This window comes from Novosphingobium sp. BL-S-34 (assembly GCF_056857015.1).
The window spans coordinates 1,374,040-1,395,064 of sequence record NZ_CM166472.1 but is presented as its reverse complement, the minus strand read 5'-3'; the positions used below and the strand labels follow the sequence as shown (position 1 = coordinate 1,395,064).

Genomic DNA, 21,025 nt, shown 5'->3' with positions numbered 1-21,025 from the left:
GGGTCCGGGGCGACGATCCGGCCGGCCTCAGCTTGCGCTCAGGCTCACCGCCTGACATCGCCTCCGGAAATCGAGAAGGCGTCCAGTTCGGCGCGGCCGATGAGGCTCATGTCGCCGTGCAGCGAGTGCTTGAGCACCGTATAGGCCAGCCCCGCATGGGCCATGGCGGACAAGTCGCCCGCCTCCAGCCACTGGTGCAGCACGCCGGCCGCGAAAGCGTCTCCGGTGCCGATGCGGTCGACGATGCCGGTCACGTCGGCTTCGGCGGTCTGGACGGCATCGTCCCGGCCGTCGACGCGGGCGGCGATGCGGTGGTGGCCGGCATTGACGACATGGCGCGCGGTCGAGGCGATCACCTGCAGGTTCGGGAAGGCCGCGAAGGCCGCCTCGGCCGCTTCGCGGCGGCGGTCGGCGCCGTCGCCGGAGAAGGTCTCACCCAGCAGCAGCGAGATGTCGCGGTGGTTGCCGATCATCACCGTGGCGGCCGAAACCATCTCGGTAAGGATCTCGCGCGGGTTGCTGTCCCAGCTTTCCCAGAGGAGGGCGCGGTAGTTGCCGTCGAAGCAGATCGGCACGCCGGCTTCCTGCGCGGCGCGCACTGCGGCCTTGGCCAGCGAGACGCCGCCCGGCCCGAGCGCCGGGGTGATGCCGGACAAGTGCAGCAAACGCGCGCCGTCCAGCGCGGCGGCAAAGTCGAAATCGTCCACGGCGGACTGCGCGAAAGCGCTGCCGGCGCGGTCGTAAGTGATGGCCGAAGGGCGCAGGCCCGCGCCGGTCTCCAGGAAATAGAGTCCCATGCGGCCCGGCCCGGAGGTCACGCCGGAAAGGCCCACGCCTGCTGCGCCCAGCGCCGCGCGGCACTTGTCGCCCAGCGGGTTGGCGGGCAGGCGGGACACCATGCGCACTTCGTGGCCGAGCGAGGCAAGACCCGAGGCGACATTGGCTTCGGCGCCGCCCACGACCATGTCGAGCGCATCGGACTGGACCACCAGCCGCGCGTCATGGGTGGCGAAACGGATCAGCACTTCGCCGAAGCAGGTAACGTGGCCAGTCATAGTCTAGAAATTCCTCAGCGCGCGAGCCAACCGCCGTCTACGGCGAGGACGTGTCCTGTCACATAGTCCGAAGCCGGGGAAGCCAGGAACACGGCGGCGCCGGCAATATCCTTGGGATCTCCCCAGCGGCCGGTGGGAATGCGCTCCAGAATCTGGCGGTTGCGCGTCTCGTCGCCCTGCAGCGCGGCGGTGTTGTTGGTGGCAATGTAGCCCGGCGCGATGGCGTTGACCTGCACGCCCTTTGGCGCCAGTTCGTTGGCCATGGCCTTGGTCACGCCGCCCACGCCGGACTTCGCCGCCGCATAGCTGGGCACGCGGATGCCGCCCTGGAACGTCAGCAGCGAGGCGATGTTGACGATCTTTCCGGCGCTGTTGCCTTCCCGGGCGCGCTCAACCATGCCCCTGGCCGCCGCCTGGCTGAGGAAGAACAGCGTCTTGAGATTGGTGTCCATCACCGCGTCCCAGTCCTCCTCGGAGAACTGGAGCAAGTCGTCGCGGCGGATGATGCCGGCATTGTTGACGAGAATGTCGAGCTTGCCCAGCCCGGCCACCGCCTCGTCGATCACGCGGCCCACGGGCTCGATCGAGGAGAGGTCGGCCTTGATGTTCACGCACTTGCGCCCGGTCGCTTCGATCAGCGCGATGGTCTCGGCCGGTTCGCTGCGGCCGGCGAGGGCAACGTCCGCGCCCGCTTCCGCAAGCGCCACGGCTATGGCCTGCCCGATCCCGGTGTTGGCGCCGGTCACCAGCGCGGCCTTGCCTTCGAGGCTGAAGGAAATCGCCATAAGTTAAGTCCTGTCCCAATCTCGTTCGTGGCCCGGAAATCGCCCGAACCCATCTTCGGCCCCCGCTCCTCTTCGGCCCCCACTTCGTCATTGCGAGCGTAGCGAAGCAATCCAGAGCGGCTGTCGACGACGCCCTGGATTGCTTCGTCGCTCCGCTCCTCGCAAAGACGAGGGCAGGGGAGCGACGAGGCAAGTTCCGAAAGGCTGCTGCCTTACTGAAGCTGGCAGATATCCAGCACGTTCATGTCGGTATAGTCGAGGTTTTCCCCGCCCATGGCCCAGATGAACGCGTACTTCTTGGTGCCCGAGCCCATGTGGATCGACCAGGGCGGGCTGATGACGGCCTCTTCGTTGGCGATCACGATGTGGCGCATCTGGTCGGGTTCGCCCATGTAGTGGAAGATGCGGTCGTTCTCTTCCGGCAGCTCGAAGTAGAGGTAGATTTCCGAGCGGCGGTCGTGAAGGTGCGGCGGCATCGTGTTCCAGACCGAGCCTTCTTCCAGCACGGTGAGGCCCAGCAGCAGCTGCGCGCTCTCGCAGACGCCGGGGATCACCAGCTGATAGATCGTGCGCTGGTTCGAATTGGCAAGATCGCCGCGCGCCAGCGGGTTGGCCTGGTCGAGCGTGATGTGCTTGATCGGCAGCGTCTTGTGGGCGGGAACCGAGGCGATGTAGAAGCGGGCGGTCTCGCCCTCAAAAGTCACCTCGGTCGAGCCCATGGGCACGTAGAGGCATTCCTTGTTCTGCATTTCGAAGCGCTGGCCGTCGACCGTGATCGCGCCCGGGCCGCCGATGTTGACGATGCCGGCTTCGCGGCGTTCAAGGAAGGGGTGGCCTTCCGCGCTTTTCGGCACGGTCTGGGCGGGCAGCTTGAGCGGCCCCTGCGAGGGCACCGCGCCGCCGATCACGAAACGCTCGTTGTGCGAATAGTTGAGGCTGACCTTGCCGTCTTCGAACATGCCGGTGACGAGGTAGCGATCGCGCAGTTCCTCGTTGGAGACGCACTCCATCATGTCGGGATGGGTGGCGTGGTAGGTCTTGCAGAACACGGGGGCTCTCCCTTGTGGAATTCAGTTCCGTATGGTGGGACGTTATTACGCTTCAGGTCAAGTCTTATCCGGTCTTGGTAACCGGTGTCAATGTTCCGCCGGGCGTGTTTCTCCCCGGTTCCGGCGCGTCCGTTTTCGGCCCCGGCAGCGGGCCGGGTGTCCGGTCGGCGCTCAGGCCGTGCGTTCGGGCGCGGCTACCGAGGCGCGGCGCACCAGGTCGGAGAGGAACAGCGAAGGCTGGTCGGCCGCGCCGCCCGGGTCGATCAGCTTGTGCGCGGCGGCCGTGGCCATCGGCACGATCGGCCAGCGCACGGTGGTGAGCGGCGGCCAGATATGGGCGGCGATGGCGGTATCGTCGAAGCCGATGATGGAGAGCTGCTCGGGCACGGAAATGCCCTTGGCCCGCGCCGCATGGAGGACGCCGGCGGCCATCTCGTCATTGCTGCAGAAGATCGCGGTGGGGCGCGGATCGGCGGAGAGCAGGCGCTCCCCCGCGGCCAGGCCCGATTCGAAGCGGTAGTCCCCGCGCGCGCCGATCTTCGGATCGAGCTTGAGCCCGGCCGAGGCCAGCCCGTCGATGAAGCCCAGTTCGCGCTCATGCGCCGAGCGGAAGCCCTCGGGTCCGGCGATGAAGCCGATGCGGCGATGGCCCAGGCTGGTCAGCCACGACACCGCTTCGCGCACGGCATGGCGGTCGTTCGAGGCGACGAGGTGGCTGTCGTCGTCCAGCCGGGCCGAACCCATGCGGACCAGCGTGCAGCCCAGTTCGCGGCAGACCGCCGCCAGCCCGTCGTTCTCCGAAATCGGCGGCAGCAGCAGCACGCCGTAGAGCCGCTGCTGTTCGATGAAGCGGCGGATGTCCTCCAGCATCGTCGGCGAGTGGCGGTCCACCGGGCGCACGACGAGGGCGAACTCGGTGTCGCGGATGGCTTCGAGAATGCCTTCCTGCACGCCCAGCACCATCTGCGCGTTCGGGTTGTCGTGGATCAGGCCGATGAGGAAATTGCGGCGCAGCGCCAGTGCGCGCGCCTGCGGATTGGGCACGTAGCCGATCTCCGCGATCACGGCTTCCACTTTCTCGCGCGTGGCCTGGCCCAGGAGCGGGGACTTGTTGATGACGCGGCTGACGGTTTTCTTGGAGACGCCGGAAAGGCGCGCGACGTCGTTGATGGTCGGCTTGGTGTCGCGTCTGAATTCGTCCGGCATCCTAGCCCCTTTGGCGGCACCGCTTGCGGCTTCGCCCGATATGTTGTGAGCCGCTTGCCTTCTTGCGCGCGGAAAGGCAAGATGACACCGGTTTCCATATCTTGGAAGCCCTCAATTTCGCGTTACCGCCACCTGCGGCGTACACGCCCTCCGCTCCACCCGCTGCCCCGGCAATGCAACCCTTTGACAAGGCCACGGGATCGAGAGGCATCGCGCTTTTGATTTGCGCATGACACCGGTTTCCTTTAACGACGGCAACCAGAACAACGAAGGGTTTGGGATGAGTTCCAACGAGCAGGCCAGAACGATTGCGGGGGCATTCGTATCGGCGCGGCGCGAGATGCGGGCGCTGGCCGAATACCCCGGAGAGGCACCTTCCGATCTTGCCGCCGCCTATGCGATCCAGGACCTTGCCATCGGGCTGGACGGCCGCACGGTCGCGGGCTGGAAAGTGGGCAGGATCAACGTCCCCGAAGACACGCGCCTGGGCGCCGACCGGCTGACCGGGCCCATCTTCACGGACAGCGTCGTCACCGTCGCTGCGGCCGAGGCGCCGGAAATGCCGGTCTTCGCCCGGGGCTTCGCCGCGGCGGAAGCGGAATTCCTGCTGCATGTCGCGCCGGGCTGGGACGGTGTCGTGCCCGCCGATGACGAGGCCACCCGCAAGGTGCTGGACGCCGTGCACATCGGCATCGAAGTGGCCAGCTCGCCTTACCCCGGCATCAACGCCGATGGGCCGCCGGTCACCGTTTCCGATTTCGGCAACAACGCCGGCATGGTGATCGGTCCGGTGCTGGAAGGCTGGGAGACCGCCACTTTCGAGGCGATCACCGTGCGCTTCGAGATCGACGGGCAGGAAATCGCTTCGGCAACCACCGCGACCATGCTGGACGGCCCGCTGGGCGCGGTGCGGTTCCTGCTTGCGAACCTTGCCTCGCGCGGTATCGACTGCAGCGGCGGAACCTGGGTTTCGACCGGCGCGGTCACGGGGGTCCATCCGGTGGTGCCGGGGCAGAAGGTTCTGGCGCATTTCGAGGGACATGGCAGCATAGGCTGCAAGATCGCGGCGGCGGTGCCCGCATAGGAAGAATGCATCGGCAGGCCCGAAAACGGTGCCGCCGAAGAGGGAGCAGGATCAGATGAACGCAGGCATTCCCGAAAGCCATCTCACGGATGGTTCCGGAGCCGCCAACTCCGGAGGCGCCAACTCCGGAGGCGCCCAATCCGGAAGCGCCAAATCCGCAACGGGGGTTCCCGGAGCAGACGGTTCCGGGGCCGACCGCCAGGGAATCCATCCCACCGCGGGGCGCTATCGCTGGGTGATCGTCGCGCTGCTCTTCGCGGCGACGGCGATCAACTATATCGACCGGCAGATGATCGGCGTGCTCAAGCCCACGCTCGAGGCCGAATTCCACTGGACCGAGTCCGACTTCGCGGGAATCGTCTTCTGGTTCCAGCTCGCCTACGCGATCGGCTACCTCTCCTTCGGCAAAGTGGTGGACGTACTGGGCGCGCGGATAGGCTATGCCATCGCCCTGGTCATCTGGACCATCAGCCACATGGCGCACGGCTTCGCCAGCGGCGTGACCTCCTTCGCGATGGCGCGCTTCGGCCTCGGCATCGGCGAATCGGGCAATTTCCCCGCCGGCATCCGCGCCGTCACCGACTGGTTCCCGCAGAAGGAGCGCGCCTTCGCGATCGGCCTGTTCAATGCCGGCGCCAATGTCGGCGCGATCCTGACGCCGCTGATCGTGCCGCTGCTGGTGCTCTGGTTCGACTGGCGCGTGGCCTTCTTCGTCACCGGCATCTTCGGCATTCTCTGGCTGATCGCCTGGTGGGCGATGTACCGCCATCCCAACGAGCACGCCCGCGTCACGCGCGGCGAACTCGCGTGGATCCAGCAGGACCCGGCCGACCCGGTCGAGAAGATCGGCTGGTCGAAGCTGCTGACCGTCCGCGAGACCTGGGCCTTCGCCCTCGGCAAGTTCCTGATCGACCCGATCTGGTGGTTCTTCCTGTTCTGGCTGCCGGGCTACCTGTTCGAGCGCTACAACCTCGACCTCAAGACCTTCGGCCTGCCGCTTGCGGCGATCTACCTGATTTCCGACCTTGGCAGCGTGGGCGGCGGCTGGCTTTCCTCCAGGCTCATCAAGGCGGGGAAGACGCCGAACTTCGCGCGCAAGATCACGATGCTGATTTGCGCCTTCTGCGTGCTGCCGATCTGGTTCGCGCAGTCGCTGGACAGCGTCTGGGCCGCCGTGCTGGTGATCGGTATCGCCACGGCCGCACACCAGGCCTTCTCGGCCAATCTCTACACTTTCCCGTCCGACGTCTTCCCGCGCGGTGCGGTGGGATCGGTGGTGGGCATCGGCGGCACCGTCGGCGCTTTCGGCGGCATGGGCATGGCGCTCTTCGCGGGCTACATTCTCGACACGACGCACAGCTACGAGGTGCTCTTCGGGATCTGCGCAGGGGCCTATCTGCTGGCGCTGGCAGTGGTTCACCTGCTCAGCCCGAGGCTGGCACCGGCGAAAGTCTGAGAGCGCCGGACTTGACGGCCAGGTTCCGGGGGCGATGCCCCCGGAACCTGCGGCCACCTGCCGCTTCGGCTACGACGCTGGCGGTGACGTCACGTCCCAGACGATCGGCAGGTTGCGGATCGACAGCAGCCCCGGGAACACGGCCGTGTCCGCGCCCGGCTTCACACGGAATTCGGGAATGCGCGCGAACCATTCCTCCAGCAGCAGCCGCAGCTCGCGCCGCGCCAGGTGCGCGCCGAGGCAGATGTGCACCCCGCCCACGAACGTGAAGTGACGGTTGGCCTTGCGCTCGGGATCGAAGGTGCGCGGGTTCTCGAAATGGGCAGGGTCGAAATTGCCCGAGGGGTTGAGGCAGGAGAACGAATCGCCCTTGCGCACCTGGATCCCGTGCCACTCGAAGTCCCGGGTGGCGGTGCGGGCGGATGAGAGGATCGGCTGCGTGCGCAGGAATTCCTCGACCGCCGAGTTGATCAGCGCCGGATTCTCGCGGATGCGCCGCTGCAGGTCGGGCTGGAGCGCGAGACGGCGGAACATCTGGGCGATGGTGGCCGCCACGGTATCGAGGCCGCCCAGCCAGAGGAACCACACCATGCCGATCTTCTCGTCCTCGGTCGGCGGGCGGCCTTCGGCCTGGCCGCCGATCCTGCCGTGGACGATGGCGGAGACGAGGTGCTCGTCGGGTTCCGCTTCCTTCTCGGCGATGAAGCCGCGGAGGAATTCGAGCACGCCGCGCAGTGCGGCCTGCATCTTTTCGAGGCTGCCGGAATGGAGGATGTCCCATTCCCAGTCGAGGAACTGTTCGAACTTCTCGTCGGGAAAGCCCATCAGGCCCATGAATATCCGCACCGGATAGACCCGTGCGAAGTCCCAGGCCATGTCGACCTCGCCCTTGCCCGCCACGGCGTCGATCATCTCGGTCACCACGTCGCGGATGCGCGGTTCCAGCTCGCGCGTGATCCGGGCGGGCGAGAAATAGGGCATCAGGTAGAGCCGGTACTTCTGGTGGTCGGGCGGATCGATGGCGAGGGGGATCGACTTGAAGGTCTCGCCGATCAATCGCTGGAATTCGGCCGTGCCCGAATTCGAGAAATGCGCATTGTCGGTATAGACGCGCTCGATGTCCTCATAGTGGCTGACCACCCAGTTGCCCTGCTGCCGCCCGCTGATTGCGCCCAGGCCGTGCCGGGCCGGCGGCGCGTAGAGCAGGCGCGGGATCTCCGGGCCGGAAAGCCAGCCGCAGGGCTCGTAGGGGTCCAGGAGGTCGTTGGGCTCGGTGCCCATGGCAAAGCCCAGGTCGACGATGCGATCCTTCGGAACGTTGTCCGGGGCGGCATCGAAATCGACGCGGATGTCGTCGAGCGTTCGGATTTGTGGCATGATGTTCTCTCCCGAGGCCATGGATGCCCGGGCATCCCCCGCGCGGCAAGGCGCAGCGCAGCGCGCGCGCCGTTCCCGGCAGGGGTTGCGGCCATTCATCGTCTCGGCGTTGGGCTCTCGATTGACCCGCAGCCCCCGAGGTTGCGACATGAGCCCCAATTGTTTTGGGAGACAGGCCATGGCTGATGGCGACACGAAGGAAATGCAGGAATCTGCGCGCAAGTACTGGTCGGCGGAAGGCTACACCAAGGGCGGAGTGATCCGCGAGGTTGACTACGCAACCCAGTCCGGCGGCCTCGATCCGACGCTGGAAGGCATCAAGATCGTCGATACGGACACGCACCTCAGCGAACCGCCGACGCTGTTCACGGACCGCGCGCCGGTGGGCCTGAAGGCCAAGATGCCGTTCGTGAAGCGCGATGCCGACGGGGTGGACCGCTGGTACATCGGTGACCGCAACTGCGGCTCGCTGGGCGGCAACGTGATCCGCAAGGACAACAACAAGCTGCTCGGCCGCCTGGCCTTCCCCACCCTGGAGGAAGCCCATCCGGGTGGTCACGAGATCGCCCCGCGCCTGAAGGCGATGGACGACATGGGCGTCTATGCGCAGATCTGCTTCCAGAACTCGGGCATCACCCAGGCGGGCATGCTGATGACGCTGGGCGATGATGATCTCGCCGTCACGATCATGAAAGTGTTCAACGATTTCAACGCCGAATATCAGCGCGACTCGGGCGAGCGCCTGTTCCCGATGGCGCACCTGCCGTTCTGGAACAAGGCGGAGATGGAGAAGGAAGCCCGCCGCTGCATCGACATGGGCCTGCGCGGTTTCGTGCTGCCCGATACGCCCGAGCGCGTCGGCGTGCCCAGCTTCAACCATGAATACTGGACGCCGTTCCTCGAAATGATCGACGCGGAAGGCATTTCGCTCAACTTCCACCTCAACGCCGCGATCGATCCGAACACCCTGACCTGGGAAGGCTTCGCTTTCGAACAGACCCTGTCGGTGGTCGCGACGATGTTCTCCATCGGCAATGCCGCGACGCTGGGCAACTGGATGGTCTCGGGCCGACTCGACCGTCACCCCAACCTCAAGATCGGCCTGATCGAGAGCGGCATGGGCTGGGTGCCCTTCGCCGTGGAAGCGCTGGAACACCAGTTCCAGGAAATGCTCCCCAGCAAGCGCAACGTGCTGAAGAAGCAGCCCTGGGACTACTTCCGCGACCACTTCAAGTGCACCTTCTGGTTCGAGAAGATCGCGCCCAAGCTGCTGCTGGAAACCATCGGCGTCGACAACGTGATGTTCGAAACCGACTTCCCGCACCCCACCTCGCTCTATCCGGGCGTGCAGGCGCATATCAAGGACGTGCTGGGCGGCTACGATTACGCGGTGAAGAAGAAGGTCCTCCAGGACAACGCGGTCAATTTCTACAAACTGCCGTTCTGAGTAGATCGAAAGCCTGAAGCCGTGCCGGGGCGAGCAGTCGCTCCGGCACTGTTCACTCCGGTTCGGTAGTTTCTCATGCGGCGATCGCGCACAGGCGCGCTACGAAGCCTTGATAATCTTGTATTTTACTACATGCTAATGAGTAATCGCTGGATCGTGCCCCGTTCCGGTCCTCGTTCCATCCTCGCCCCTGGAGGAGATCGTGATGCTCATTCTACCGCTTCTGCTGCTGCAAGCCGCCGACTCGGCGAACAAGGCGCCCCCCGTTCGGGTGGCGCCGGCCCAGGACGAATTCGCGGATTCGATGGTAACGGTCACCGGGCGCAGCCTGCGCTCCACGGCGGCCTCGCTGGAGCAGTGCCTCGCCCGGCGTTGCACGCCCGCCGAAGATATCGCTGCCTCCATGGAGCATGCGGAGAACCAGCTCGTCGCCGGTGAAATCCAGGGCGCGCGTAAAACGCTCATAAAGTCGCGCTCCCGCAACAAGCGCTATGCCGAAAGCCTGCCCCGGGAAGTAAGCGGATTGCTACAGTTCGATGCGGACGTCGCTTCACTGCTGGGCATGCCCGATTACGGGCGAATAGCGACTTTCGACTCGATCGATGCCTTGAAGGCAGGCTTGCCGGCTGACGATCCCTCCATTGCCGCCAAACGCCTGACCGTGGCCGACGTTTTCCTGCGGCAAGGCAAGTATTCCGCGGCCGTTCACATGTACGATGCGGTGGCGCGGCGCGCGGAGGAATCGGGCTGGCCGGCGGTGCAGGGTGCCGCCATGTTCCGCTCGCTGCGGTTCTACGCCATGGCTGCCAGCGTCAATCCGGCTTATGCCTATGAAAGCCGAAAGCGCTACGCGGCTTTGCGCGAGACGACAGATCCCGCCATGAAGCCCATGCGCGATGCGGCTCATGCCCTGACCGCCAGGCTCAAGCTCCTTTCCGACAAGGATGCAGACGTGGATGAGGTCATGCGGGGGCTGGCCGGGGTCAAGGTTTCGACGCCGCTCCTGATCTATGCGCCTTCGGTCGAATTGGGGGCGGGCTCGTCCGCCGAACTCGGCTATGTCATGCCGACCGCGGGGGCGAACCAGTGGGTCGATTTCAACTATCGGATCGGCCCGGACGGCGCGGTTCGGGATGTGGAGATCGTGTCTCAGGCCCCCAAGGTAAGCTCAGGGCTGATCGCCATCATGAAAAAGGCCCTGGTCGGGCGCCGCTATGCGCCGCTTGACCTTCCGGCCGATTCCACCGGTATGCTGCGCCGGGAGCGCTTCATGGTCGTAGCCGATACCGCACAAGTCACGAACACGCGGCTCAACCTGAAGGCCGGCCTGCCGAAACTGATGACGATGGACCTGACCTCCAAGATGAACGCGAAGCCTTAGCGGCAGAAGTTCGCGCCGTCCGCTTCGAGGTGGAAGTGGTTCTTGTGGGCTTCGTTGTAATCGGGGCCGAGCGTGGTGCCGAAGCGTTTGCAGGCGCTGTCGTGGACGACGCGCAGGAAGCGGCGTTCGGCGGGGGTGCCGTTGCTCCAGTCGCCCAGCACGGTGATGCGGCGGCCGTCGGCCAGGACGAAGCCCGACACATCGATGGCATTGGCGGTGGCATGGCCCGAGCGGCGCGCGGTGCCGGCGACATTGCGGCAGTTGTAGCTGCCATAAGTCTCGATGCTCAGGATGCGGCTGCCGAGGATCTGCTGCGCCGCCCGGTCGACGCCGTAGCGCGCCCAGGCTGCGAAGGGCGTGGCCGTGGTGCAGGTCACGGGGCCGAGGTTGGTCACCGATACGGTCGCCCGGTCGGTGTTCAGGGCCGAGAGTTTCACCGTGCCCAGGGTGGAGCAGCCGTTGCCATAGTACCGGTCCGTCACGGGCGTGAAGACGGCGTTCTGCGCGCCGAGCGTTGCCATGCACTGGCGCAGTTCGCGGGAAGGCGGCGGCGCGGCGGGGCGCGACTGGGCCGAGGGGCGGGCGCCTCGTCCGCGCGGCTGTTCCGCGCGATCGATGCAGCCGCTCAGAACCGCCGCCAGGGGCAGCAGCAGCGAGAGGCCCAGCGAAGACCGTGAAGGCAGCAATCGGTGCGGCGGCGTCGTAATCCGGGGCGTCATCATCGCGTCCAAGCATCCGGGACTGGCGTGAACGGGAGCTTACCCGGCCCGCCATGAGGCGGGAAACGCGCGGCGCGCAGTTTTCCACCGAATAGCGAATGCGGGGAATTCCGCTGGTTTTGCGCATGGAAGCACTGCGAAAGATCGAAAACGGGAAACGATCTGGCGCAAGCGACCGGAGAATCGTTTGACAAATTTCCCGGCCTCTTTAGACGCAGCGCCGGGCCACGCGGTCCCAACGCCGCGCGTGCTCTCTGTAAGGAGAGTCAGAAATGACTGATATTATTAGCGTTCCCGCGCGCAAACCTGCGCGTCCGCACTTCTCTTCCGGTCCCTGCGCCAAGCCGCCCGGATATGCCCCCGAAAAGCTGAACACCGAAGCACTCGGCCGCTCGCACCGCGCCAAGATCGGCAAGACGCGCCTTGCGTACTGCATCGATCTGATGCGCGAAGTTCTGCAGCTGCCCGACACGCATCGCATCGGTATCGTCCCCGGCTCCGACACCGGCGCCTTCGAGATGGCCATGTGGACCATGCTCGGCGCCCGCGGCGTGACCGCGCTGGCCTGGGAAAGCTTCGGTGAGGGCTGGGTTACCGACGCCGTCAAGCAGCTGAAGCTGGAACCCACCGTGTTCCGCGCCGATTACGGCCAGCTGCCCGACCTCGACAAGATCGACTGGTCCGACGACGTGCTCTTCACCTGGAACGGCACCACTTCGGGCGTGCGCGTTCCGGACGCCAACTGGATCCCGGCCGACCGCGAGGGCCTGTCCTTCGCAGACGCCACCTCGGCGGTCTTCGCCTACGACATCGACTGGTCCAAGATCGACGTTGCCACCTTCTCCTGGCAGAAGGTTCTGGGCGGCGAGGGCGGCCACGGCGTCCTGATTCTCGGCCCCCGCGCGGTTGAACGCCTTGAAAACTACACCCCCAGCTGGCCACTTCCCAAGGTGTTCCGCCTTGTTTCGAAGGGCAAGCTGGCAGAGGGCGTGTTCAAGGGCGAAACCATCAACACCCCCTCGATGCTCGCCGTCGAGGACGCGATCTTCGCTCTGGAATGGGCCAAGGGCCTGGGCGGTCTCGAAGGGCTGAAGGCCCGTTCGAACGCCAATGCCCACGCGCTGGACAAGATCGTCGCCGAGCGTGATTGGCTGAGCCATCTGGCAGTCGACAGCGGCACCCGCTCCAAGACCTCGGTCTGCCTCTCCGTCGACGGCGCCGATGCCGACTTCATCAAGAAGTTCGCGGCCCTCCTCGAAAAGGAAGGCGCGGCCTACGATGTCGCCGGATACCGCGATGCCCCTCCGGGCCTGCGCATCTGGTGCGGCGCGACCGTGGACACGGCCGACGTCGAAGCGCTCGGACCGTGGCTCGACTGGGCCTACGCGACCGTCAAGGCCGCCTAAACCATTCCACGTCGTCCCGGACTTGATCCGGGACCACTGGCGGAGCCCATCCACTGATCGGCGAAGCTCCGCCAAGACTTCCACCGATCCCGGATCAGGTCCGGGATGACGAGTGAAGGAATAATTCCATGACCAAGCCCCGCGTCCTCATTTCGGACAAGATGGACCCCAATGCCGCCCGTATCTTCGAGATCCGCGGCTGCGACGTAGACGTCATCACCGGCGAGACCCCCGAACAGCTGATCGCCCGCATCGGCGACTATGACGGCCTCGCCATCCGCTCGTCGACCAAGGTCACCAAGGAAATCCTCGCCGCCGCGAAGAACCTGAAGGTGATCGGCCGCGCCGGTATCGGCGTGGACAACGTCGATATCCCGGCCGCTTCGGCCCAGGGCGTCGTGGTGATGAACACGCCGTTCGGCAACTCGATCACCACTGCCGAACACGCCATCGCCATGATCTTCGCGCTGGCCCGCCAGATCCCCGAAGCCAATGCCCAGACCCAGCAGGGACTGTGGCCGAAGAACGGCTTCATGGGCGTTGAAGTCACCGGCAAGACGCTCGGCCTGATCGGCGCGGGCAACATCGGCTCGATCGTCGCCAGCCGCGCGCTGGGCCTGAAGATGAAGGTCGTCGCTTTCGATCCGTTCCTGACGCCGGAACGCGCCGTGGAAATGGGCGTGGAGAAGGTCGATCTCGACACCCTGCTCGAACGGGCGGACTTCATCACGCTGCACACGCCGCTGACCGACCAGACCCGCAACATCCTCTCGGCCGAGAACCTGGCCAAGACCAAGAAGGGCGTGCGCATCGTCAACTGCGCCCGCGGCGGCCTGATCGATGAAGCCGCGCTGAAGACCATGCTCGACAACGGCCACGTCGCCGGTGCCGCGCTCGACGTGTTCCAGACCGAGCCCGCCAAGGACTCGCCGCTGTTCGGCACGCCGAACTTCATCTGCACCCCGCACCTCGGTGCCTCGACCACCGAAGCGCAGGTCAACGTGGCGCTTCAGGTCGCCGAGCAACTGGCCGACTTCCTGGTCAACGGCGGCGTCACCAACGCGCTCAACATGCCTTCGCTCTCGGCCGAGGAAGCGCCGAAGCTGAAGCCTTACATGAAGCTGGCTGAAATGCTGGGTTCGATGGTCGGCCAGCTGACCCGCGACTCGGTTCCCCGCATCTCGATCCACGTCGAGGGCGCCGCTGCCGAACTGAACCAGAAGCCGATCACTGCCGCCGTGCTGGCCGGTTTCATGCGCGTCCAGTCGGACACCGTGAACATGGTCAATGCGCCGTTCCTCGCCAAGGAGCGCGGCCTTGAAGTGCGCGAAGTGAAGACCGAGCGCGAAGGCGACTACCACACGCTGGTGCGCGTCTCGGTGAAGACCGAAGCGGGCGAGCGTTCGGTGGCCGGCACGCTGTTCAACAATGTCGAGCCGCGCCTGGTCGAACTGTTCGGCATCAAGGTCGAGGCGGAACTCGCCGGTGACATGATGTACATCGTCAACGAGGACGCGCCGGGCTTCATCGGCCGCATCGGCACCCTGCTGGGCGAGAACGCCATCAACATCGGCACCTTCAACCTCGGTCGCCGCGATGCCGGCGGCGAAGCGGTGCTGCTGCTCTCGGTCGACAGCGCCGTGTCGGAAGACGTGCTGAAGGCCGCCACCGCGCTTCCGGGCGTGAAGACGGTCAAGGCGCTCAAGTTCGCCTGATCGTTCACGTTCAAGGCTCTTGACGCAAAAAGGGGCCGGCATCTTCGGATGTCGGCCCCTTTTCTGTGTCCCGGGTGCTTTACTGGCCTGACGGGGGCGGGCCCATCGGCGGCATTCCGCCGCGCGGCCCCATGCCGCCCGGGCCATCGCGGCCGCTGCCCCTGGGGCGCAGTTCCTGCATCGAGAGATAGCCGTCCTTGTCCGTATCGGCGGCCTCGAACTTCGCGCCTTCGTAAGCCAGGAGTTCCTCCAGCGAGACGCCCGCGTCGTAATTCGTGTTGGCCCTGGCGATCAGCGTGCCGGAGATCGGCTCGATCAGGTTGCCGAGCAGGGCATCTTCATCGTCCCTGCCGGAGCCCAGGTCGGGGGCGATCACTTCCAGGACCTGGCCGGCGCGATCGCCCACCGCGCCGCGTTCGTCAGTGGCGAGCGAGCCCATCTGCTGCTGCCAGGCGGTGAACTCCGCCATCGAGATCGTGCCGTCGCCATTGGCATCGACTTTGGCGAAGCGGCCCCTGATCGCGGCGTCGCGCCGGGCGTTCACCAGGGCGTGGAATTCCTCCAGCGTGGCCAGTCCATCATGGTTGGTATCGGCCTCGCGGAACATGGCGGTGACGATCTTGTCATAGTGCGTGCGGGAGATCGGCTTCGGGGCGCGGGGCTTTCCGCCGCCGCCGGATCCCCCGGGAGGGGCGCCCCCCGGACCACCGCCGCCGCCCATTCCGCCGCCTCCACCCATTCCGCCCATTCCCCCCATGTCGTCGCCGCCTCCCATCTGGGCATGGGCAGGTGTCTGGATGAGCAGCAGGGGAAGGAGAAGCAGGGAAATCTTGCGCATGGACCTCGACCGTTGTTCGCAGGGCAGGGCAGGACGCAGCGGGCAGGACAGCCGGGCTCGTTGGCGAGCAGGGCGCATGCCTGGCGGTCCGGCCCATGCAGGGATGGGCTGTGACTGGATGTGTCGTCCCGCCAGACGATGCCGGCGGGATAGCGTCATGGCCGGCGTTTGTTGACAGGAAATTTCACGCAAATTGTCGCAGGCTTTCGCTTTCTGACGACAGATGCATCGCAGGGGGCAGGTGTCATTCGACATTTCCCGCCCACCCCGCTAAGGGCGCCACCATCATGCAGGACAACGACCGCGATCTCTTGCCCGAAGGACTGGGCGACCGTCTTCCGCAGCAGGCCTGGGCCTCCCAGCAAGTGCGCCGAATGGCGCATGACGTGCTCCAGGGCCATGGCTACGAGCGTGTCGAAACGCCGCTGATCGAATTCGAAAAGGCGCTCGCCAGCCGCATGGCCGGCGTGCAGGTGCGGCGCATGTTCCGCTTCGTCGATTCGGTGTCGATGCGGATGCTGGCGCTGCGTTCGGACATGACCGCGCAGATCGCCCGCATTGCCGCCACGGGGCTGGCGGAAGCGCCGCGCCCGCTGCGGCTGTCCTATTCGGGACAAGTCTGCACCATCAAGGGCGACGGCCTCGATCCGCGCCGCGAGCATCTCCAGCTCGGCGCCGAGCTGATCGGCACCGATTCGGTCGCGGCCGCCGGGGAAGTTGTGGAACTGGCGATCGAAGCGCTGCGCGCGGCCGGGGCCACCGGGATCTCGGTGGACTTCACGCTGCCCGATATCGTCGACACCCTTTCCGCAGAAGCGCTGCCGCTGCCGGAAGCGCGGATCGGCGCGGTGCGCCAGATGCTCGACGCCAAGGATGCCGGCGGCCTCGTCGACGTGGGCGGCGAGGCTTATCTGCCGCTGCTCTACGCGGTCGGTCCTTTCGCCAGCGCGATCGAGCGTCTTGCCGCCTTCGACACGCCGGGTGAAGCCGGCGTCGTCGGCAGTGCCGGGGCGCTCGCCAGCCGCATCGCCGGCCTGCGCGAGATCGCCGCACGCGTGGGCGACAAGGCCCGCATCACGCTCGACCCTTCGGAGCGGCACGGCTTCGAATATCAGTCGTGGTTCGGCTTCACGATCTATGCCGAGGGCATCTCCGGCAGCCTCGGCCGGGGCGGCACTTACCGGATCCTCGGCCAGACCGGGCATCACCCGGAAGCGGCGACCGGCTTCTCGCTCTATCCCGATCCGCTGGTGGACCTGCTGGCTGCCGAGCCGCAGGCGCAGCGCAAGCTGTTCCTGCCGCTGGGCCACGACCCGCGCGTGGCCGGGCAGCAACGTGCCATCGGCTGGACCACCGTGGCGGCGCTGGCCGAAAGCGACGATCCCGTCGCGCTCGGCTGCTCGCACCGGCTGGACGGCGCAGAGGCTGTCGCGCTCTGATATCGGCCGATCGGGTCCGGGATCACGGCCCTTGACTAGCCATGCGCCTTGCCACTAGGGCGCGGACGAAAAGCCGGGGCGCTTCCGCCCCAATGAAAATCCATATCGCCGAGACCTGTCGAAGGGCGTTATAGGATCCACCGTGGCAGGGTGGAGGAGTATATCCATGGCCAACGTAACCGTGATCGGCGCCCAGTGGGGCGATGAGGGCAAGGGCAAGATCGTCGACTGGCTGGCAAGCCGCGCCGACGCCGTCGTCCGTTTCCAGGGCGGCCACAATGCCGGCCATACGCTCGTCGTGGGCGAGCAGGTCTACAAGCTCAGCCTGCTGCCCTCGGGCATCGTCACCGGCACGCTGTCGATCATCGGCAATGGCGTGGTGCTCGATCCCTGGCACCTCAAGTCCGAAGTCGAGAAGCTTCGCGGCCAGGGCGTGGAGATCAATCCGGACAACTTCGCGATCGCGGACAATTGCCCGCTGATCCTGCCGCTTCACCGCGACCTCGACGGCCTGCGCGAAACCGCTGCCGGTTCGGGCAAGATCGGCACCACCGGCCGCGGCATCGGCCCGGCTTACGAGGACAAGGTCGGCCGCCGCGCCATCCGCGTCTGCGACCTTGCGCACCTCGATGCCCTGGAGCCGCAGCTCGACCGCCTTTGCGCGCATCACGACGCGCTGCGCGCCGGCTTCAACCAGCCGCCGGTCGATCGCGAGGCACTGATCAACGAACTGCGCGAGATCGCGCCGTTCGTGCTTCAGTTCGCGCAGCCGGTGTGGAAGCGCCTGAACAAGGTCCGCAAGGCCGGCGCCCGCATCCTGTTCGAAGGCGCGCAGGGCGTGCTCCTCGACGTCGATCACGGCACCTATCCCTTCGTCACCAGCTCGAACACGGTTTCGGGCACGGCGGCTTCGGGTTCGGGCCTCGGCCCCTCGGCCACCGGCTTCGTGCTGGGCATCGTCAAGGCCTATACCACCCGCGTCGGCTCGGGCCCGTTCCCGACCGAGCTGGAGGACGAGACCGGCCAGCGCCTCGGCGAACGCGGCCATGAATTCGGCACCGTCACCGGCCGCAAGCGCCGCTGCGGCTGGTTCGACGCCGTGCTCACCCGCCAGTCCTGCGCGATCTCCGGCGTCACCGGCATCGCGCTGACCAAGCTCGACGTGCTGGACGGCTTCGAGAAGGTCCGGATCTGCACCGGCTATCGCCTGAACGGCAAAGTGCTGGACTACTTCCCCAGCCACGCGGCCGACCAGGCCAATGTCGAGCCGATCTACGAGGAAATGGACGGCTGGCAGGGCACCACCGCCGGCGCCCGTTCCTGGGCCGATCTGCCCGCCCAGGCGATCAAGTACATCCAGCGCGTGCAGGAACTGATCGAAACCCCGGTGGCGCTGGTCTCCACCAGCCCCGAGCGCGAGGACACCATCCTCGTGCGTGATCCCTTCCTGGATTGATGCGGTGCGGCGCGGGTTCAGACTCGCGCCGCTCCTGCTTTTGCTGGGCGCTGCGGAAGCCGAGCCTGCTCTCCAGCTCCCCCAAATCGACCTGATCCGCGTGCGCAAGGCGGCGCGGACCATGGAGCTCTGGTCCGGCGACCGGCTCGTCCATGTGATCGAGCACATCCAGCTCGGCGAGGCGCCCATCGGCCCCAAGCGCTTCGAAGGCGACGAGCGCACCCCCGAAGGTCGCTACGAGATCGACTGGGGCAATCCGCAAAGCGCCTATCACCTCTCGCTCCACATCTCCTACCCCAGTGCCGGGGACCGGGCCTATGCCCAGGCTCGCGGCCGTTCGGCGGGGGGAATGATCATGATCCACGGCCAGCCCAACGACCTGGAGACCGGCCGCGTGCGCGGCGACTGGACGGACGGCTGCATTGCCGTCTCCAACCCGGAGATCGAGGCGCTCTACGAAACGGTGCCCGATGGCACGCCGATCGAGATAAACCCCTGATATTGCGATCACACCTGCCGCCCGCTCCCGAAAATTGATGTAGATTGCATTCCACGGACGACGACGGGCGTTTTTAGGAATTCAATCCTGCTCTAGGGATGTCTACGTGGATAGGGAGCCGCCGCCGGGAATCGGCACGAATGCCTTGCGCGTGGCTCAAGCGCCCTTTCGAGATCGGGTGCCGGCAGGTCGAACCGCCGGTTTTCGGTCAGTGGATCAACATCGCCAGGGTCCTTGCGGCCATGGCGCGGTCGGAACGCCTCTATGCTCCCCCAAACCATCCTCAACGACGAGCAGGGCCGCCTCGCGGCGCTGCGCAATCTCGACGTGCTGGACACCGAACCGGAAGAAGCGTTCGAACATGTCGTCTCGCTGGTGCGGGCCGTGCTGGGCGTGCCGATGGCGGCCGTCACCCTGGTCGATGCGGATCGGCAGTGGTTCAAGGCGCGCAGTGGGCTGGATGTGGCCGAGACGCCGCGCAATGTCTCGTTCTGCACCCATGCGATCCAGCAGACTGCGCCGTTCCTGATTTCCGACGCCAGGCTCGATGCGCGGTTCGCCAACAATCCCTTCGTCGCCACCGACCCCGGCGTGCGCAGCTACGCGGGCATCCCGCTCCTGACGCCGGAAGGCTACAATATCGGCGTGCTCTGCGCGATCGACGACAAAGTGCGCGATTTCAACGAGGCGGAAGTCGCCATCCTCGGCAACTTCGCGCGCATCGTCATGAACGAGCTGGAATTGCGCCGCATCGCCGAGCGCGACCAGCTGACCGGCGCGCTCACGCGCCGCGGCTTCGTGGACAAGGCGAAGCAGGAGATCGCGCGCTTCCGCCGCTATGGGCGGCCCTGCTGCCTGGTGCTGATCGATCTCGACCACTTCAAGCAGGTCAACGACACGCACGGCCATCCGGCGGGCGATGCGGTGCTGCGGGAAATGGCGGCCACGGTGGTCGGCTCCACGCGCCCCGTCGACTTTCTCGGCAGGCTGGGCGGCGAGGAGTTCGCCGTGCTCCTTCCGGAAACCGGCCCCGGCGAAGCGCTTGCGGCGGTGGAACGGTTCCGCGAGACTTTGGCGGAGCACGACATTCCGCTGCCCGGCGGCATGAGCATCCGCGTCACCGCCAGTTTCGGCATCGCGCCCCTGAGCGAGGCGATCGGCAGCGTCGAGGACTGGCTCGCCGCGGCGGACGGCCCGCTCTATGCCGCCAAGCGCGGCGGGCGGAACCGCTGCGAATTGCTGCATTGAGGAAAACATGAGGATCCGGGGCCCGGACGCTGGGAATGCCCCCGGACCCCTGCGACTTCCCTTGTCTCAGTCGAACCGGAACGCCGAGATCGCGGTCTTGAGCACGAGGTCCGAATAGACCTTCTCGCCCGCACCTTCGGCGGCGCCAGCGGCGACCATCAGCGGCAGGAGGTGTTCCTCGCGCGGGTGGGAGAAGCGCCCGCCGGGTGCTTCGGCCCAGTGCGACAGCGCTTCGGCGCGGTTTTCGGCGCCGGATCCGGCGGCCCGGGTCAACCATTGGTCGAAGGTCTGGGAGGGCTCGGTGGAGGCTGGATTGCCGTAGCCGCGCATGTTGTGGAAGCTCATGCCCGATCCCAGGATCAGCACGCCTTCATCGCGCAGCGGGGCGAGCGCGCGTCCGGCGGCAAGATGCAGGGCCGGGTCGAGCGAGCGGTCGAGCGACATCTCGACGACGGGCACGTCGGCCTCGGGCCAGGCCACCTTGAGCGGCACGAACACCCCGTGGTCATAGCCGCGCTGCGGGTCCGGGGCGGCCGCGAAGCCGGCCTCGCGCAGGAGCTGGCTGGCGCGGGCGGCCAGGGCAGGCGATCCTGGGGCGTCGAAGCGCAGTTCGTAGGTGTGCTGGGGGAAGCCGTAGTAGTCGAACAGCAGCGGCGGCTGCTCGCCGCCGGTGAAGGCGAAGCCCTCGGTTTCCCAATGTCCCGAGACGACCAGGATCGCCTTGGGCGCCTCCGGCAGGCGCGCAGGAAGGCCTTGCAGGAACGCGGCCATGGAGGCCCAGTTGCCCTGCGGGTCGGGCATGAAGAAGCAGGGGCCGCCGCCGTGAGGGATGAAGAAGGTGGGTTGGCGGGTCATGGATCGCGTT

The 21,025-nt window shown here is 66.4% G+C and carries 18 protein-coding genes; 10 read left to right on the top strand and 8 right to left on the bottom strand.

Annotation, left to right across the window (positions count from 1 at the left end; translation table 11 throughout):
- Window positions 1-44: 44 nt before the first annotated feature.
- The 4 genes from AC1VV3_RS06595 to AC1VV3_RS06580 all read right to left on the bottom strand — a co-directional run bounded on the left by AC1VV3_RS06595 (window position 45) and on the right by AC1VV3_RS06580 (window position 4,095).
- Entirely contained in the window at window positions 45-1,055 is a 1,011-nt protein-coding gene (locus AC1VV3_RS06595; protein ID WP_314464646.1) for a sugar kinase, read from the bottom strand.
- A gap of 14 nt (window positions 1,056-1,069) precedes the next feature.
- Window positions 1,070-1,840, bottom strand: coding sequence for a 2-dehydro-3-deoxy-D-gluconate 5-dehydrogenase KduD (kduD, locus tag AC1VV3_RS06590; RefSeq protein ID WP_134095284.1), 771 nt, complete (start codon window positions 1,838-1,840; stop codon window positions 1,070-1,072).
- A gap of 212 nt (window positions 1,841-2,052) precedes the next feature.
- A complete protein-coding gene (gene kduI / locus AC1VV3_RS06585) occupies window positions 2,053-2,889 on the bottom strand; it encodes a 5-dehydro-4-deoxy-D-glucuronate isomerase (protein WP_132263944.1) in 837 nt (278 codons plus the stop codon).
- Between the two features lie 171 nt (window positions 2,890-3,060).
- Complete coding sequence (locus tag AC1VV3_RS06580) at window positions 3,061-4,095, bottom strand: LacI family DNA-binding transcriptional regulator (RefSeq protein WP_132263942.1); 1,035 nt, start codon at window positions 4,093-4,095, stop codon at window positions 3,061-3,063.
- A gap of 280 nt (window positions 4,096-4,375) precedes the next feature.
- On the opposite strand from AC1VV3_RS06580, the gene AC1VV3_RS06575 reads away from it, so the two are divergent.
- Together AC1VV3_RS06575 and AC1VV3_RS06570 are read left to right on the top strand one after the other, a co-directional pair.
- Window positions 4,376-5,179, top strand: coding sequence for a 2-keto-4-pentenoate hydratase (locus tag AC1VV3_RS06575; protein ID WP_431566637.1), 804 nt, complete (start codon window positions 4,376-4,378; stop codon window positions 5,177-5,179).
- 55 nt (window positions 5,180-5,234) lie between these two features.
- The gene (locus AC1VV3_RS06570; protein ID WP_431566638.1) at window positions 5,235-6,635 is read left to right on the top strand and encodes an MFS transporter; all 1,401 of its coding nucleotides are present in this window, start codon (window positions 5,235-5,237) and stop codon (window positions 6,633-6,635) included.
- Between the two features lie 69 nt (window positions 6,636-6,704).
- On the opposite strand, the gene AC1VV3_RS06565 is transcribed toward AC1VV3_RS06570, so the two are convergent.
- On the bottom strand, window positions 6,705-8,012 hold the full coding sequence (locus AC1VV3_RS06565) for a cytochrome P450 (protein WP_431566639.1): 1,308 nt from the start codon (window positions 8,010-8,012) through the stop codon (window positions 6,705-6,707).
- Between the two features lie 178 nt (window positions 8,013-8,190).
- Between AC1VV3_RS06565 and AC1VV3_RS06560 the strand changes: the two genes are divergently transcribed.
- Both AC1VV3_RS06560 and AC1VV3_RS06555 read left to right on the top strand, forming a co-directional pair.
- The gene (locus AC1VV3_RS06560; RefSeq protein ID WP_132263934.1) at window positions 8,191-9,459 is read left to right on the top strand and encodes an amidohydrolase family protein; all 1,269 of its coding nucleotides are present in this window, start codon (window positions 8,191-8,193) and stop codon (window positions 9,457-9,459) included.
- A gap of 205 nt (window positions 9,460-9,664) precedes the next feature.
- Window positions 9,665-10,840 (top strand): hypothetical protein, encoded by a 1,176-nt coding sequence (locus tag AC1VV3_RS06555; protein ID WP_431566640.1) that lies wholly within the window; start codon window positions 9,665-9,667, stop codon window positions 10,838-10,840.
- Here the strand turns inward: AC1VV3_RS06555 and AC1VV3_RS06550 are convergent.
- Complete coding sequence (locus tag AC1VV3_RS06550) at window positions 10,837-11,559, bottom strand: extensin family protein (protein ID WP_132263930.1); 723 nt, start codon at window positions 11,557-11,559, stop codon at window positions 10,837-10,839. The genes AC1VV3_RS06555 and AC1VV3_RS06550 overlap by 4 nt on opposite strands.
- 272 nt (window positions 11,560-11,831) lie before the next feature.
- On the opposite strand from AC1VV3_RS06550, the gene AC1VV3_RS06545 reads away from it, so the two are divergent.
- Both AC1VV3_RS06545 and serA read left to right on the top strand, forming a co-directional pair.
- Window positions 11,832-12,965 (top strand): phosphoserine transaminase, encoded by a 1,134-nt coding sequence (locus AC1VV3_RS06545; protein WP_431566641.1) that lies wholly within the window; start codon window positions 11,832-11,834, stop codon window positions 12,963-12,965.
- A 128-nt stretch (window positions 12,966-13,093) separates the two neighbouring features.
- Complete coding sequence (serA, locus tag AC1VV3_RS06540) at window positions 13,094-14,680, top strand: phosphoglycerate dehydrogenase (RefSeq protein WP_431566642.1); 1,587 nt, start codon at window positions 13,094-13,096, stop codon at window positions 14,678-14,680.
- Window positions 14,681-14,759: 79 nt separating this feature from the next.
- Here serA and AC1VV3_RS06535 read toward each other — a convergent pair whose 3' ends face one another.
- Window positions 14,760-15,518, bottom strand: a complete 759-nt coding sequence (locus tag AC1VV3_RS06535; protein WP_431566643.1) for an EF-hand domain-containing protein — start codon at window positions 15,516-15,518, stop codon at window positions 14,760-14,762.
- 287 nt (window positions 15,519-15,805) lie between these two features.
- On the opposite strand from AC1VV3_RS06535, the gene AC1VV3_RS06530 reads away from it, so the two are divergent.
- The 4 genes from AC1VV3_RS06530 (at window position 15,806) to AC1VV3_RS06515 (ending at window position 20,160) form a co-directional block, all read left to right on the top strand.
- Complete coding sequence (locus tag AC1VV3_RS06530; RefSeq protein WP_132263922.1) at window positions 15,806-16,957, top strand: ATP phosphoribosyltransferase regulatory subunit; 1,152 nt, start codon at window positions 15,806-15,808, stop codon at window positions 16,955-16,957.
- 166 nt (window positions 16,958-17,123) lie between these two features.
- Window positions 17,124-18,413, top strand: a complete 1,290-nt coding sequence (locus tag AC1VV3_RS06525; RefSeq protein WP_132263920.1) for an adenylosuccinate synthase — start codon at window positions 17,124-17,126, stop codon at window positions 18,411-18,413.
- Entirely contained in the window at window positions 18,394-18,912 is a 519-nt protein-coding gene (locus tag AC1VV3_RS06520) for a L,D-transpeptidase family protein (protein WP_431566644.1), read from the top strand. Before AC1VV3_RS06525 ends, AC1VV3_RS06520 begins: the two co-directional genes overlap by 20 nt.
- A gap of 264 nt (window positions 18,913-19,176) precedes the next feature.
- Window positions 19,177-20,160: a GGDEF domain-containing protein gene (locus tag AC1VV3_RS06515; protein WP_132263917.1), complete on the top strand. Its 984-nt coding sequence runs from the start codon at window positions 19,177-19,179 to the stop codon at window positions 20,158-20,160.
- Window positions 20,161-20,226: 66 nt separating this feature from the next.
- Here the strand turns inward: AC1VV3_RS06515 and AC1VV3_RS06510 are convergent, their stop codons facing one another.
- Window positions 20,227-21,015 carry a DODA-type extradiol aromatic ring-opening family dioxygenase gene (locus AC1VV3_RS06510; protein WP_431566645.1) on the bottom strand — a complete coding sequence of 263 codons (789 nt, stop codon included), beginning with the start codon at window positions 21,013-21,015 and terminating at the stop codon, window positions 20,227-20,229.
- Window positions 21,016-21,025 lie beyond the last annotated feature (10 nt).